We start from the raw sequence: 13,566 nt of genomic DNA, 5'->3' as shown, positions 1-13,566 counted from the left end.
GAGCGCACAGATGGTCAAACTTCTTATCTGGTTGTTCCCCGTTTTCCTCGTGATCTCGGTGCCCGTGGGGCAGGCGATGATCGGGGCCACGGGTGTTGCCCTTTGGGCAAACGACAAGCCGATGGCGGTGATTGCCCAGCGGCTCTATTCGCCCACCCAAAGCTTTCCCATGCTCGCGATCCCGTTTTTCATTCTGGCCGGCAGTCTGATGATGTCGGGCACTTTCGGTAAACATCTGGTCAATATCGCCAAGCTGTTTGTGGGCCGCTTCAAAGGCGGGCTGGCGCAGGTGTCGATCATCGGGTCGGTGATGTTTGGCGGCGTGTCCGGTTCGGCGGTTGCCGATGCCTCCGCACTTGGCAACGCGCTGATCCCCGTGCAGGTCAAAGAGGGCTATCCGCGCGGCTTTGCGGCGGCGGTCAATGCCTCCTCCTCGACCGTGTCGGTGCTGATCCCGCCCTCGATCCCGCTGATTTTATACGGGTTGGTGTCCAATACCTCGATCATCGACCTCTTCGTGGCGGGGATTTTGCCCGGTGTGATGCTCGGCCTTGGCATGTTCAGCTGCGTGTGGTTCGTCGCCAAACGCCTCGGCTTGCCGACGGCGCCGATGCCCGGTGGGTTTCGCGCCTATCGCAAAGAACTGGTCCATGCGCTGCCCGCGCTGGTCATGCCGATTTTCGTCATCGGCACGCTGCGCTTTGGCATCGCGACCCCGACCGAAGTCTCGGTCATGGCGGTGGCCTATGCCTTGCTGGTGTCGGGGGTGATCTACCGGGATCTGGACCGCAAGACGATCTGGAAAGCCATGGTGGAAACCGGCACGATGACCGGCGCGGTGATGTTGATCATCATGGCCTCCTCGGCCATCCAGTGGATGCTGACCGCCGAGCGCACGCCGCAGATGATGGCGATGTGGGTGACGGGCGTGTTCAGCGAGCCGTGGATGGTCATTCTGGCGATGAATGTGATCATGTTGATCGTGGGCACATTTCTGGACCTTCCCGCAGCGGTGCTGCTGCTGGGGCCGCTGTTTGTCACCATCGCGCAGGCGATCGGTCTGGACCTTGTGCAGCTCGGGCTGATGATGGTCGTGAACCTGGCCGTGGGGCTTTACACGCCACCTGTTGGCACAACGCTGTTCATCTCGGCGGCGATTGCCGAGGCGCGAATAGGCGCGGTGGTCAAGGCGCTGGTGCCCTTTTACCTCATGGCGGTGGCGGTGTTGTTGCTGATCTCCTTCGTGCCGTTCCTGACGATCTACTAAAGCGAAAAGCCCCCTGCATCCTGTGCGGGGGGCTTTGCGATGTGGCTCTAACCGCTGGGTTAGGGTCTATTCGGGCAGAGGGCCGATGAACTGCGCGCCGGGGACTTGAGGACCGGTTTCATCGCGGATGCGACAGCCAAGGCGGGTGATCAGCGCGGCGGCGCGTGCATCGTGCAGGCGGCCTTCGCTGCGCATCCAGTCCGAGAAAATCCGCACGATCCGCCGGTTGGTGTGGCGCGCCGGGCAAGCGATCCAATAGGCGGGAAAGCGGATCGCCTCGAAGGCGGTCGAGAGGGGCACAAGCGCGCCGCTTTCCAGTTCATTGAGCGCCAAGGTCGAGCTTTCCAGCACCACACCGCCGCCATCCACCGCCAGTTGCAGCGCCATCGAGGAGCGGTCAAAGCGCAGCGGATAGATCATGCGTTCGCCCATCACCCCGCGCTGCGCGAGCCAGAAATCCCAGCGGTAGTGGGTTTTGACGGAATCGATCAGCCGCGCGGCGCGCAACTGCCCGATGGGATCGTTTGAGGCGGCGCGCAGGGTGGCAAGATAGTCGGGCGAACACATCGGCAGCACCACATCATGCACCATGCATTCGGTGTGAAGGCCGGACCACTGCCCCTCGCCATAGCGCAGATCGAGATCGACAACCTCGGTTTCGAAGTCGGAAAAATTCGGCGCGGCGTCGATGCGCAGATCCCAGTCGGGGCAATGGTCGAGAAAGGCTTTGACCCGCGGTCCCAGCCAGCGCACCGCAAAAGACGGCGAGACGCGGATGTTGAAATGGCGGTTCTCGCGCTGGCGCTGGATGGCCGAGCGCACATCGCGCATCATGCGGAACGCCTGCGTGGTGGTCTGGAACAGGCGCTCGCCATCGAGCGTCAGCAAGAGGCGGCGTTTTTCACGGCGAAACAGGCGCACCCCGAATTGCTGTTCGAGCTGGCGGATCTGCTGGCTGACGGCGGAGGGCGAGACGCGCAGTTCCTCGGCGGCTTTGGTGACGCCGCCAAGGCGGGCGACCGCCTCGAAATAGTTCATTGCGTTGAGGTTGAAATCATTGACCATGGGGTCTGATACCACGCGCCTGCGCCGCTGTCTTTGGGAAGCTGGGCTTTGAGGCGTCTGAACGACAGCTTCACAAGGTTTCAGTCCGCAAGCAGGGCGCGTGCCGTGGCCTCGTCGGTGATCAGCCCCGACAGCCAACCCGATTTCAGGACGGCGCGCAGGGCGGGGACCTTGGCAGGGCCGCCGGCGAGCGCCACGATGCGTTCGGTCTTGCCCGCATCCAGCGACACGGCCAGCGTGCGCTCGGTCAGCGGGGTTTCGAGGCGGTTGCCGGCGTCGTCGAAAAAATAGCCCAGCATTTCGCCCACGCCGCCAGCTTCGCTGATCTGGGTGATTTCCGATTGCTCGATCATGCCGCTGGTCACCAGTTGGGTATGGGCGTCCACCGTGCCGATGCCGACCACTTTGAGGGTGGCATTCTGGGCGATCTCGAACACATCCTTGACGCCGTTCTGGGACAGCAGAACGTGGCGGTCCTGCGTGGTATTGGCGAAAAAGGGCACCGGCATGACATAGGCGCGCGCGCCGGTTTTTTCGGCCAGAAGATGCATCACGTCGTGCGGGTTGGCGGCGAAATTGCGCGTCAGCCCGCCCAGCAGCGACACAAAGCTGAGGCCGGTGGTTTCGTGGCGCGGCATGGCGCGCACGGCGGCTGCGAGCGTGCGCCCGTGGCCGATGCCGATCACCGGATGGTTGCCCGTGTCGAGCCAGCGTTTCAGCCGCTCGGCCCCCGCGAGGGCGAGGGTTTTGAAGGGCACGCCCTCTTCGCCCAGATCGGGGGCAATTTCGCAGGTGTCGAGGCCAAAGGCGGTGCTGAGGCGGTCTTCAAGTTCGATACACTCGGTGATGTCGCTGTCGATGGATACTTTGACCGCGCCCTCTGCCACTGCGCGCGCGATCAAACGATGCGCCTTGAGGGAGGGAACGCCAAGCTTTTTGGCGACTTTGGCCTGCGTCAGCCCGCCGACATAATGCAGCCAGGCCGCGCGGATGGCGAGGGAGTAGTCGCTATCGGGGCTGGTGCGGTCGCGGGCCATGCGGGTTCCTTTACGGGCGTTAATCCTTATGCGGCTTTGGGTCTGATGGCGTCAAGAGGCAGGCTTATATGCGCAGGTCCTGCGCACCGCTGTCGATATGGGGCGCCCAAAAGGCGATACTTTGCGCGATGTCGGCGATGACCTGACGGTCGTTGGGCTCGCGTTCCTTGAAGGACAGTTCGAGGCAGATTTCATTGTCGCGCGCGCCGCCTTTGGCGAAGGCCGCCAGCAGCGGATCGGGCTGGATCGCGCCCTTGGCATTGAAGGCCTCGGTGAAGGGGCGGTGGCCCGATTTATCCGTCATCGATTGTTTGATGTGGATGATCGGCGACACAGGCGGCACCGCGCGCGCCCAGGCGTAGGGGTCGGTGTCATTTGGATCGGGCGAGGTCACATCGCCGTGGTCGATATCGGCCATCATCCACATCGGCACGGCCATCCGCGCCTGCGTGAGGCGTTTTTGCAGGGCCAGAGCGGCGGGAATCGTTTCGCCGAATTCGCGCCCCACCGACATGGGTTCCCAGAATACATAGGACAGGCCGGCGGCTTTGGCGTGTTCTGCGACCTCGGCCCAGCACTCGATCGCGATCTTGATCAGCTCTTCGCGCCGCGCGGCGTCATCGAAATCGCGGTAGGTGAAGATCGCAAACTGGGTGCCCACCGAAGTGCCGCCCAGATCGGCGATGATATCGGCAAAGGTTTTGAACCAGTCGACGTAGTAGCGCCGCACATCGGGGTCGGGGTGACCGAAATGGTTGAGCCGCCCGTAGGGGCCCGTCATGCCCGAGGTCACCCGCACGCCGGTGCGCGCGCAGGCGCGGTCCATGTCGCGGGTGAGGCGGCGGATCAGCGGCGCGGGCCAGCCGGGGTTGATGAATTCATGGGTGAGTTGCAGATCGCGGATGCGCAGGTCGCGCGCGGTGGTGTCGATCAGATCGGCAGGCTCGGCAAAGCGGTTGACCAGCGGATTGGTGTTGAGCGAAAGGGTGAGCGCCATGTCAGGCCTCCTTGGCGAAACTGGTGTCGAACCATGTGGTGAAGGCGGCGATTTGCGCCTCGGACATATCCAGACGGTTCTTGGTGCGCCGCCAGATCACATCCTGGGCGGTCCGGGCCCATTCATGCGCCACGAGGTAGCGCACTTCGGCCTCGTAGAGATGCGCGCCGAAATGCCGGCCAAGGCCGCTGATCGTGCGCGCCTCTCCCACAATCCGCGCGGTGCGGGTGCCATAGCGGCGTCCGTAATATTCGCGCAATTCGCGCGGCATCCACGGGTAGTCGGTTTTCAGCTTGTTGCGAAACAGATCGTAGTCGGCGTTTTCCATGTCACCGCCGGGCAGGGGGGCTGTGGCGGTCCAGTCGGGCTTGAGGGCCGGGAAAACATGGGCGATTTTATGCATCCCGCGTTCGGCCAGTTCGCGGTAGGTGGTGATTTTACCGCCAAAGATGTTGAGCAGGGGCGCGCCGCCCGTGTCGTCGAGATCAAACACATAGTCGCGCGTTACGGCAGAGGGGTTGCCCTGCCCGTCGTCGAACAGCGGGCGCACACCGGAGAAGGTTTCGATGACATCCTCGGGGGTCAGCTTTTCCTTGAAATAGCGGTTCACCGCCCCCAGCAGATAGTCGATTTCCGCCGGATCGCAGGACACATCTTCGGCGCGGCCTTCATAGGCGATATCGGTGGTGCCGATCAGCGCCTTGTCGCCCTCATAGGCATTGATGAAAATCACCCGCTTGTCGGTGTTTTGCACGAGGTAGCTGTGCGGCCCCTCCCAGAATTTGCGGGTGATGATATGCGAGCCCTTGACCAGCCGCACATTGCGCGCGGAATTGGCCCCCGCCACACGGGTGAGCACATCCGTGACCCAGGGGCCTGCGGCATTGACCAGCAGGCGGGCGGTGAAATCGCGGGTCTCGCCGCTGGTTTTGTCCTGGGTGGTGATGTGCCACATCCCGTTTTCGCGGCGCGCGGACACGGCGGGGGAGCGGGTCAGGACGGTGGCGCCCCGCTCGGCGGCGTCCAGGGCGTTCAGCACCACGAGGCGGGCGTCATCGACCCAGCAGTCGGAATATTCAAAGCCGCGCGGGTAGTGATCGAGGATCGGCGCGCCTTCGGGGTCGCGGCGCAGGTTGAGCGTCCGCGCGCCGGGCAATTTCTTGCGCCCCCCAAGGTGGTCGTAGAGAAACAGCCCCAGCCGTACCAGCCACGCGGGGCGGTCCTGCGGCGAGTGGGGCAGCACAAAGCGCAGCGGCCAGATGATATGGGGCGCGGCGTTCATCAGCACTTCGCGTTCGATCAGCGCCTCGCGCACCAGCCGGAATTCGTAATATTCAAGATAGCGCAATCCGCCGTGCACGAGTTTGCCCGAGCGCGACGAGGTGCCTTCGGCGAGGTCGTCCTTTTCGCACAGAACGACCGACAGTCCGCGGCCGGCGGCGTCGCGGGTAAATCCGGCGCCGTTGATGCCGCCACCAATCACAAAAAGATCGACCTGTTGGGGGGTGCTCATTGGGGGATGTCCTTTTGCAAGACGTCGCGGGTGCGACGGGTGTTGGCGCGCAGCTGCGCAAGCCCGCCCCAGTGGGGGGCAAGAGCGTCACGGCTGCGCGTGTAGCTGTCGAAAAGTTGCGAATAGCGCCGGGTCAGGGTCGGATCGGGCGCTTCGGGCGCGCCCAGAAGGGGGGTGACCCATTGCGCGATGCAGGCGTCCATGTCGCCGTAGGCGCCGATGGCCACGGCGGCCATCATCGCGCAGCCTGCCGCACCGGCTTCGGCGCGTTGGGACACGCGCACGGGGGTGTTCAGGCTTGCGGCCAGCACGCCGCGCAGGGCGTTCGAGCGCGCCGCCCCGCCGGTGAGCCGCAGCTCGCGCGGCATGGCGCCCATCGCGCTGTAGCAATCGCGCGCGGCCATGCCCAGTCCCTCGATCACCGCGCGGATCAGCTCGGCAAAGCCGTGATCCGAGGAGAGGCCGATGAGGCTGGCGCGCGCCTCGGCGTCGATAAACGGCCCGCGCTCGCCCGCTTTGGAAATATAGGGGTGGTAGACCAGCTGCGCGGGAGTGGTGCGCGCCATCCAGTCGTCGATCCTGGCAACCATTTGCGCGTGGGTGACCTGGGTGCCGAATTCCGCAAGCAGGGTTGCGGCAAGTTCCAGCGCCCAATCCAGATTGAGCGTCGCGGCCATATTCGTTTGAACCTGGGTGACCAGATCGGGCGCCGGCAGGCAGATGACATAGCCGGTGCCAGCGGCGTTCAGGTGGACCTGATCGGCGTGAACCGCCCGCATGTGAACGCCGGTTGATCCCACGGTGGAACAGGCCGTGCCCGCATCCCCCGTGTGGACGCCCGCGCCCAAGGCGGTCATCACCATATCCACATAGCCAAGGGACACAGGCGTGCCCGCGCGCAGCCCGCTGGCCAGTGCGGCCCGCGGACACAGAGGCACGGTGCGCCGCGATCCGTCGATGATTTCGGGCAAAAGCGCGCGGCGATGCGCAAGGCCGAGCGCCTCGATCACCGTGTCGCTATACTGGCGGGTGCGAAAGTCGCCAAAGGTAAACGACGCCTCGGAAGGGTCGGTGGCGCGCAGGCCGGTCAGGTTGAAAAACACCCAGTCCTTGCAGTGGAAGGCCGTGGTGGCGCGGTCCAGCAGGTCGCGGTGGTGGCGGTCCATATGCGCCATCTGCGCGCCTTGCTGGCAGGTGTTCAATCCGGTGCCTGTCGCTTCGAAGCGCGCGCGGTTCTGCGGGCTTTGGCTGAGGGTTTCGACCGTGGGGGCCGCTCTTGCGTCCAGCCAGAGCCAGGCATCGCCCACCGCCTCGCCTGCCGCGTCGATCAGCCAGGTGCCATCGCCCTGGCCCGTCACCGACAGGGCCACGCAGCGCGCGGCCAGCCCTTCTACCTTGTCGCCAAGCCCGCGCAGCGCGCTGGCGCAATCGGCCCATGTCTGGGCGAGGTTCTGCGTGGCGGCACGGTTGGTGCCGCTGGCCGCATCGCCCATCTGGTAGCGGTTGCGCACGGCGCTGCTGGCCAGTTGCGTGCCCTGCAGATCAAAGGCGACGGCCTTGATCACCGAGGTGCCGGCGTCAATGCCGATAATGATGTCGCAGGGCCTGCCCATGCGGTGTCCTCCCTTTTGCGCCCCGGTATGAGGGCGGATCAAAGCGGCGCTCCTCCAGCGCTGGTCCGATCTGTTGGGATTGGTTCTAGCACAAAGAATTTCCGCCGTGTGAATTTTTTTGCAGACAAAGATATTTTTTTCACTTACGGTGAGGGCAAGACGCGGTGAGGAGTCGGGCGGTTGCCCTGTCCTCATCCTGCGCCGCTGGGGAGGAGACCACAGGGGCGCAACAGGGGAGGAGACGGACGCCGCGGGCGTCTTTCTCTCGGGATCAGGAGAGGCGGTGCTTGCGGGCGCTGTCGGCGGCGGGGCGGGTTTAGCGCGCTGCGCCGTGCATTTGAGGGAGCAACGTTATGACCACAAGCGCCACACCATCGCAGGATGCGCGGGTTTCGCCCAAAGGGCGCGGCAAGGCGCGGTTCGTGCTGCCGCTCTGCGCGGTCGCGCTTTTGGGGGCCATCGCGCTCGATACGAAAGTGGTGCATGTGGGGTCGCAGGACGATCTGCGCGTGCAGGCCTTTAATCCTGACAGCTTTGGCACAAGCGAATTTCCACGGATCCGCGACGCGGTTTTGGCGCGGGCGCAACCGGCTGGCGATCTGGCGGCTGCGATTGCCGCCGACAAGGCCGCCGCGATCGAGGCCTTTGGCACCAAGGCGGGCATGGGGGCGGTGATGCCCGTCACGCTGACCGGTACTTTGGGCGATGCGCGCTCGGGGGTGTTCGATCTGACCGTGGCGGGGGTGCCCGACACCATCAAGCTGCGGGTGCAGACCGGACCTGCGATCAACGGCACCGATTTGCGCGACATCACCGGCGACATCGCCTTTGGCCAGTTCACCAACCAGATCGAATATCAGGATGCGGGGGCGGGGTTGAACCGCGCGATGGCGGCAGAGGTTTTGCAAGGGTTGGAGCGCGACAGCCTGAGCGGTCGGACGGTGACCCTGACGGGGGCGTTCACCTTGATCAACCCGCGCAACTGGATGATCACGCCGGTGGCCTTCGAGGTGCAGCCATGAGCGCTGTGAAAACCGGTGATGTGGTGCTGGCCGCGCGCGATGTGGCAAAATCCTTTGGGCCTGTTCAGGCGCTCAAGGGGGTTAATTTCGATGTGCATTATGGCCTTGTCACCACGCTGTTTGGCGAAAACGGTGCGGGCAAATCGACCTTGATGAAGATCCTGTCGGGGGTGCAGAAACCGACCTCGGGGGAGATCATTCTGGACGGTGTGCCCGTTGTCTTGGGCTCGACGACCGAGGCGCAGGCCCGCGGCATTTGCATCATCCATCAGGAACTGTCGCTCGCGCCGAACCTGAGTGTGCGCGACAATATTTTCATGGGCCGCGAAATCAAAGGTGCCTTTGGTGTGGATTACGCCGAGGAGGAGCGGCAGGTGCGCGCGCTGATGGCCGAACTTGAGGAAGACATCGATCCGCTGGCGCGTGTCGAGGACCTGCGCCTCGGCCAGCAGCAGATCGTTGAAATCGCGCGGGCCTTGTCGGTGGATGCGCGCATTCTGATCATGGACGAACCCACCTCTGCCCTGTCGGCCGCCGAAGTCGAGGTGCTGTTCAAGGTAATCCGCGACCTCAAGGCCAAGGGCGTGTCCATTGTCTATATTTCCCACCACCTCGAAGAGGCGCTGACCATCACCGATCACGCCGTGGTGCTGCGCGACGGGGCGATGACCGCCTATGCGCCGCGCGCGCAGATCGATCTGGAATGGATCGTGCGCAACATGGTGGGGGAGAATTTCGACCTTGGCAGCCCGCCGCAGGGCTATGATTTCGGCGCGCCTGCGCTGGCGATCAAGGGGCTTTCGGTGGCCTCTCATGCGGGCGGGCTGGCGGTGGACGCGATGGACCTTGAGGTGCGCGCGGGCGAGATCGTCTGCATCTACGGGCTGATGGGCGCGGGGCGCACCGAGTTGATGGAATGCGCGGCGGGCCGCTTGAAAGCGGTGGCAGGCCATGTGGAATTGCACGGTCGCGACGTGTCGCGCCTGTCCATCGCGCAGCGGATCAACGCCGGGCTGGTGTTGGTGCCCGAAGATCGCCAACGCGACGGTCTGGTGCAGACGATGAGTGTCGGGCGCAATCTGTCGCTGGCCTCGATCAGGAATTTCACGCGGGGGATCTTCACCTCGCGGCGCGACGAAGAGGTGATCGTGCGCGACAGTATCCGCGATGTGACGGTCAAAACCGATGGGCCGAATGCGCCCATCGGGTCGCTGTCGGGGGGTAACCAGCAAAAGGTTGTCATCGGCAAGATGCTGGTCACCGACCCCACGGTCATCATGCTGGACGAGCCGTCGCGCGGGATCGATATCGGTGCCAAGGCCGAGGTGTTCCGCCTGTTGGCCGAGCGCGCAAAAGCGGGGCTGGCGGTGGTCTACACCACCTCGGAGGTCAGCGAATGTCTGTCGATTGCCCATCGCATCATCGTCATGCGGCGGGGCGAGATTTCCGCCACCTTCCCCCACACCACCACAAAAGAAGCCATCATGGCCGCCTCTGGCGAGCAATTGGTCGCATAGAAATTCAGGGAGACGCCACAATGTCGGCACTGACCACCAACGGCTCCGCGGCCAAGAACAGCGGCGGGTTCAGCCTGATCAAGATCCTTCTGGAAGGGCGGGCGTTCTTTGCGCTGATCGCGATCATCGTGACGTTTTCGTCGCTGTCGCCCAACTATGCCTCGCTGGGCAACTTTTTGATCATGTCCAACCACGTGGCCATTTTCGGCCTGCTCGCCATCGGCATGTTGCTGGTGATCCTGAACGGCGGCATCGACCTGTCGGTCGGCTCGGTGCTGGGCCTGTCGGGCGTCTTTGCGGGATGGTTGATGCAGGGCGTCGAACTGGGCGGTTTGGGCGCGAATGGCGTGATTTTATACCCGCCGGTCTGGGCCGTTGTGGTGCTGACGCTCTGCGTGGGCGCGACCGTGGGTCTGGTGAACGGCGTGCTGGTCGCCTTTTTCAAAGTGCCCGCCTTTGTCGCCACGCTTGGCTCGCTCTATGTGGCGCGCGGCATCGGGTTGTTGATGACCAACGGGCTGACCTACAACAATCTTTCGGGCGACGCCTCATTTGGCAACACGGGCTTTGACTGGCTCGGGTTCAACCGTCTGGCCAATGTGCCCATCGGGGTGATCATCTTTGCGGTGCTGGCGGTTGCAACGGCGGTGATGTTGACCCGCTCGGCTTTCGGGCGCTGGCTTTATGCCTCGGGCGGGAACGAGCGGGCGGCGCAACTGTCCGGCGTTCCGGTCAAGCGCGTGCAGATCATCGTCTATGTGCTGTCGGGGGTCTGTGCCTCTATCGCGGGGCTGGTGTTGAGTTCGCAACTGACCTCGGCGGGGCCGACTGCGGGCACCACCTACGAATTGACGGCGATTGCGGCGGTGGTCATTGGCGGCGCGGCGCTGACGGGGGGGCGCGGCACGGTGCTGGGCACGGTGCTGGGGGCCTTTGTGATCGGCTTCCTGTCGGACGGTCTCGTGATCATCGGCGTCTCGGCCTATTGGCAGACGGTTTTCACCGGCGCGGTGATCGTGCTCGCTGTTCTGCTCAATTCCATCCAGTACGGCGGGCCCCGCAAGCGCTAGGGCGGCCGTACAGACAATTTTCACGACAGATTGGCGCGAGGAGGCGCCAGCGTGAAACCACCACCGGAGATCCGGTAGATTTTTTCAAACGGGAGAGAACCACATGTTGAAAATGACCAAACGCGCGCTTTTGATCGGTGTTGCCACCTTGCCGCTGATGGCGGGGGGCGCTTGGGCGGAAGGGTTGATTTCGATCATCGTCAACGACCCTGCCAACCCCTATTGGTTCACGGAAGGCGAAGTGGCCAAAGCCACCGCGATCGAGCTGGGCTATGAGGCAAGCGTGTCGGCGCATAAGGGCGACACCAACGCCGAAAGCACGCTGATCGACACGGCGATCACCAATAAGGCGGCGGCGATCATCCTTGATCCGGCCAATGCCGATGGCTCCATCGGGGCGGTGAAAAAGGCGATTGCGGCCGACATCCCCGTGTTTCTGGTGAACGCCGAAATCAACGAATCCGGCCTTGCGATTGCGCAGCTGGTGTCCAACAACGCCCAGGGTGCGGCGATGGGCGCGATCCAGTGGGTTGACCTTGTCACCACCTCGCCGCGGTTCATGGAAAACGAGGCGGCCAATTTCGTCGAGTTCTTTGGCAACCCGTCGGACAACAACGCCGCGACCCGTTCCAACGGCTATAAAACCGTCATCTCGCAGTACCCCGAGTTGACGCAAGTGGCCGAGGAAGTGGCCAATTGGGACCGCACCCAGGGCTACACCAAAATGCAATCGATCATCCAGGCCAATGACAGCATCGACGCGGTGATCGCGGGCAACGATGAAATGGCTTTGGGCGCGATTGCGGCGCTCAAGGAAGCGGGCAAAATGGACGGCGTGATCGTGGGTGGTTTCGACGGCTCGCCCGATGCGGTGGATGCGGTCAAAGCGGGCGAATTGGCCTATACGGTGCTTCAGCCGGTCGCGGTGTTTTCCGAAGCGGCGGTGCGTCAGGCCGATCACTACATCAAGAACGGCACGCCCATGGTCGAGACCGAAAAGCAGTTGTTCGACTGTCTTTTGATCACCCAAGACAATGCGGACATGTACACAGCGCCTTTCGTTCTGTCCGAATAAGTCATTGCGTTCAAAGCAGGATCTGGCCCCGTGCAGCGATGCGCGGGGCTTTTTCGCGTTCACGGCTGTGTGAGGGGTGTAACATTTTTCCACCCTGCGCGTATTGGCCGCTAAGACCAATGGGCTCGCATTGTGATCCGGGGGGCGCGCTGCGCCGTATGGTTTCGAGCTGCGCAAAATTGGTCAGGGACCGTGAGCGCGCGTGATAAGGAGGCCCGTTTGGACCTGATTTTTGGATATCTTGCGGGGCTGTTGACCCTGATCAACCCCTGCGTTCTGCCGGTGCTGCCGATTGTCATCGCCGCGTCCTTGCAGGCCGACCGGCGGGCGCCGCTGGCTTTGGCGGCGGGCATGAGCGTCAGCTTTGTGGCGCTGGGATTGGGGGTTGCGAGCCTTGGCCCCGCGCTTGGGGTGACCGAAGATGTGGTGTCGCGCGGGGCGGCGGTGGTGATGGTGGCCTTTGGTCTGGTGATGCTGGTGCCGAGTTTTGGCGGCCTGTTCGCCCGCGCCAGTGCCGGATTGGCGGCGCGCGCCGATGCGGGGATCGACGCCACGGCCAAGCGCGGTTTGGCAGGGCAAGCCGCGGGGGGTGCCCTGTTGGGCGCGGTCTGGAGCCCCTGCATCGGGCCGACGCTGGGCGCGGCGATCGCGCTGGCGAGCCAGGGGCAGGACCTGTGGCGCGCGGGGGCGATCATGGTCGCCTTTGCCCTTGGGGTGAGCACGCTGATCCTGGCGCTGGCCTATGGTGCGCGCGCGTGGCTGTCGCGCAACATGGGGCTGATGCGCCGGTTGGCGGCGCGGTCCAAACCCGTTCTGGGCGCGGTGTTCGTCCTTGTCGGGCTGGCGTTGTTTTTCCGGCTCAACCATCTGGTTGACGCCTATCTCATCCAAAATCTGCCCGCATGGCTGATTGATTTCTCTGTCATTTTGTAAAGGAATGCGACGATGCAACGACGTGCTTTTTTGATTTCTGCGGCCACGCTTGTGGCGGTGCCGCAGCTGGGCCTTGCGGCTGATCCCGCGCCCGAGCGGGTGTTCTACAGTCCCGGCGTGGTGGAAACAGCGCTGGCCGAGGGCAAGGTGGTCTTTCTGGATTTCTGGGCAAGCTGGTGTTCGACCTGCGCTGCGCAGGATCGGGTGATGGCGGCGCTCAAGGCGCAAAATCCGGCCTATGCGCAAAAGGTGACCTTCATCACGGTCGATTGGGACGACTACGGGCGCGCGCCGATCGCGCGTGACCTCAACATCCCGCGCCGCTCGACGCTGGTGGCCTTGCAGGGCGACACCGAGTTGGGCCGCATCGTTGCGGGCACGGCGCGCGACGATATCAAGGCCCTGATGGACAAGGCGCTGAACGCCGCTCGCTAGTTTCATCTTGGGCGCGCTGCGC

12 protein-coding genes are annotated in these 13,566 nt (G+C 63.8%); 7 read left to right on the top strand and 5 right to left on the bottom strand.

Annotated features, from left to right (window positions below):
• The first annotated feature begins 10 nt into the window (after positions 1-10).
• On the top strand, positions 11-1,267 hold the full coding sequence (locus tag AQS8620_RS14150) for a TRAP transporter large permease (RefSeq protein WP_085837674.1): 1,257 nt from the start codon (positions 11-13) through the stop codon (positions 1,265-1,267).
• A gap of 66 nt (positions 1,268-1,333) precedes the next feature.
• On the opposite strand, the gene AQS8620_RS14145 is transcribed toward AQS8620_RS14150, so the two are convergent.
• The 5 genes from AQS8620_RS14145 to AQS8620_RS14125 form a co-directional block, all read right to left on the bottom strand.
• A complete protein-coding gene (locus AQS8620_RS14145; RefSeq protein ID WP_234990499.1) occupies positions 1,334-2,347 on the bottom strand; it encodes a LysR family transcriptional regulator in 1,014 nt (337 codons plus the stop codon).
• Positions 2,348-2,412: 65 nt separating this feature from the next.
• Positions 2,413-3,369 (bottom strand): sugar-binding transcriptional regulator, encoded by a 957-nt coding sequence (locus AQS8620_RS14140; RefSeq protein WP_085837672.1) that lies wholly within the window; start codon positions 3,367-3,369, stop codon positions 2,413-2,415.
• 64 nt (positions 3,370-3,433) lie between these two features.
• Positions 3,434-4,366, bottom strand: a complete 933-nt coding sequence (locus tag AQS8620_RS14135; RefSeq protein WP_085837671.1) for a sugar phosphate isomerase/epimerase family protein — start codon at positions 4,364-4,366, stop codon at positions 3,434-3,436.
• 1 nt (position 4,367) lies between these two features.
• Entirely contained in the window at positions 4,368-5,879 is a 1,512-nt protein-coding gene (locus AQS8620_RS14130) for a glycerol-3-phosphate dehydrogenase (RefSeq protein ID WP_085837670.1), read from the bottom strand.
• Positions 5,876-7,492 carry an FGGY-family carbohydrate kinase gene (locus AQS8620_RS14125; RefSeq protein ID WP_085837669.1) on the bottom strand — a complete coding sequence of 539 codons (1,617 nt, stop codon included), beginning with the start codon at positions 7,490-7,492 and terminating at the stop codon, positions 5,876-5,878. Before AQS8620_RS14125 ends, AQS8620_RS14130 begins: the two co-directional genes overlap by 4 nt.
• A 353-nt stretch (positions 7,493-7,845) precedes the next feature.
• Between AQS8620_RS14125 and AQS8620_RS14120 the strand changes: the two genes are divergently transcribed.
• From AQS8620_RS14120 to AQS8620_RS14095, 6 genes are all read left to right on the top strand, one after another.
• A complete protein-coding gene (locus tag AQS8620_RS14120) occupies positions 7,846-8,514 on the top strand; it encodes a DUF2291 family protein (RefSeq protein ID WP_085837668.1) in 669 nt (222 codons plus the stop codon).
• The gene (locus AQS8620_RS14115; protein ID WP_085837667.1) at positions 8,511-10,031 is read left to right on the top strand and encodes a sugar ABC transporter ATP-binding protein; all 1,521 of its coding nucleotides are present in this window, start codon (positions 8,511-8,513) and stop codon (positions 10,029-10,031) included. Before AQS8620_RS14120 ends, AQS8620_RS14115 begins: the two co-directional genes overlap by 4 nt.
• A gap of 20 nt (positions 10,032-10,051) precedes the next feature.
• Positions 10,052-11,101, top strand: coding sequence for an ABC transporter permease (locus AQS8620_RS14110; RefSeq protein ID WP_085837666.1), 1,050 nt, complete (start codon positions 10,052-10,054; stop codon positions 11,099-11,101).
• Between the two features lie 103 nt (positions 11,102-11,204).
• Positions 11,205-12,176 carry a D-ribose ABC transporter substrate-binding protein gene (locus AQS8620_RS14105; protein WP_085837665.1) on the top strand — a complete coding sequence of 324 codons (972 nt, stop codon included), beginning with the start codon at positions 11,205-11,207 and terminating at the stop codon, positions 12,174-12,176.
• Between the two features lie 219 nt (positions 12,177-12,395).
• The gene (locus tag AQS8620_RS14100) at positions 12,396-13,109 is read left to right on the top strand and encodes a cytochrome c biogenesis CcdA family protein (protein WP_085837759.1); all 714 of its coding nucleotides are present in this window, start codon (positions 12,396-12,398) and stop codon (positions 13,107-13,109) included.
• A gap of 12 nt (positions 13,110-13,121) precedes the next feature.
• A complete protein-coding gene (locus AQS8620_RS14095; protein WP_085837664.1) occupies positions 13,122-13,544 on the top strand; it encodes a thioredoxin family protein in 423 nt (140 codons plus the stop codon).
• The last annotated feature ends 22 nt before the right edge of the window (positions 13,545-13,566 follow it).

It is taken from the genome of Aquimixticola soesokkakensis (assembly GCF_900172375.1).
GTDB lineage: Bacteria > Pseudomonadota > Alphaproteobacteria > Rhodobacterales > Rhodobacteraceae > Aquimixticola > Aquimixticola soesokkakensis.
This window is presented reverse-complemented; position numbering and strand designations above follow the sequence as displayed.

Bases quoted from the DNA above. Each gene is read 5' to 3' on its own strand.
- AQS8620_RS14095 (WP_085837664.1), top strand. From the start codon at position 13,122: ATGCAACGACGTGCTTTTTTGATTTCTGCGGCCACGCTTGTGGCGGTG.
- AQS8620_RS14140 (WP_085837672.1), bottom strand. From the start codon at position 3,369: ATGGCCCGCGACCGCACCAGCCCCGATAGCGACTACTCCCTCGCCATC.
- AQS8620_RS14110 (WP_085837666.1), top strand. From the start codon at position 10,052: ATGTCGGCACTGACCACCAACGGCTCCGCGGCCAAGAACAGCGGCGGG.
- AQS8620_RS14125 (WP_085837669.1), bottom strand. From the start codon at position 7,492: ATGGGCAGGCCCTGCGACATCATTATCGGCATTGACGCCGGCACCTCG.
- AQS8620_RS14150 (WP_085837674.1), top strand. From the start codon at position 11: ATGGTCAAACTTCTTATCTGGTTGTTCCCCGTTTTCCTCGTGATCTCG.
- AQS8620_RS14130 (WP_085837670.1), bottom strand. From the start codon at position 5,879: ATGAGCACCCCCCAACAGGTCGATCTTTTTGTGATTGGTGGCGGCATC.
- AQS8620_RS14105 (WP_085837665.1), top strand. From the start codon at position 11,205: ATGTTGAAAATGACCAAACGCGCGCTTTTGATCGGTGTTGCCACCTTG.
- AQS8620_RS14115 (WP_085837667.1), top strand. From the start codon at position 8,511: ATGAGCGCTGTGAAAACCGGTGATGTGGTGCTGGCCGCGCGCGATGTG.
- AQS8620_RS14120 (WP_085837668.1), top strand. From the start codon at position 7,846: ATGACCACAAGCGCCACACCATCGCAGGATGCGCGGGTTTCGCCCAAA.
- AQS8620_RS14135 (WP_085837671.1), bottom strand. From the start codon at position 4,366: ATGGCGCTCACCCTTTCGCTCAACACCAATCCGCTGGTCAACCGCTTT.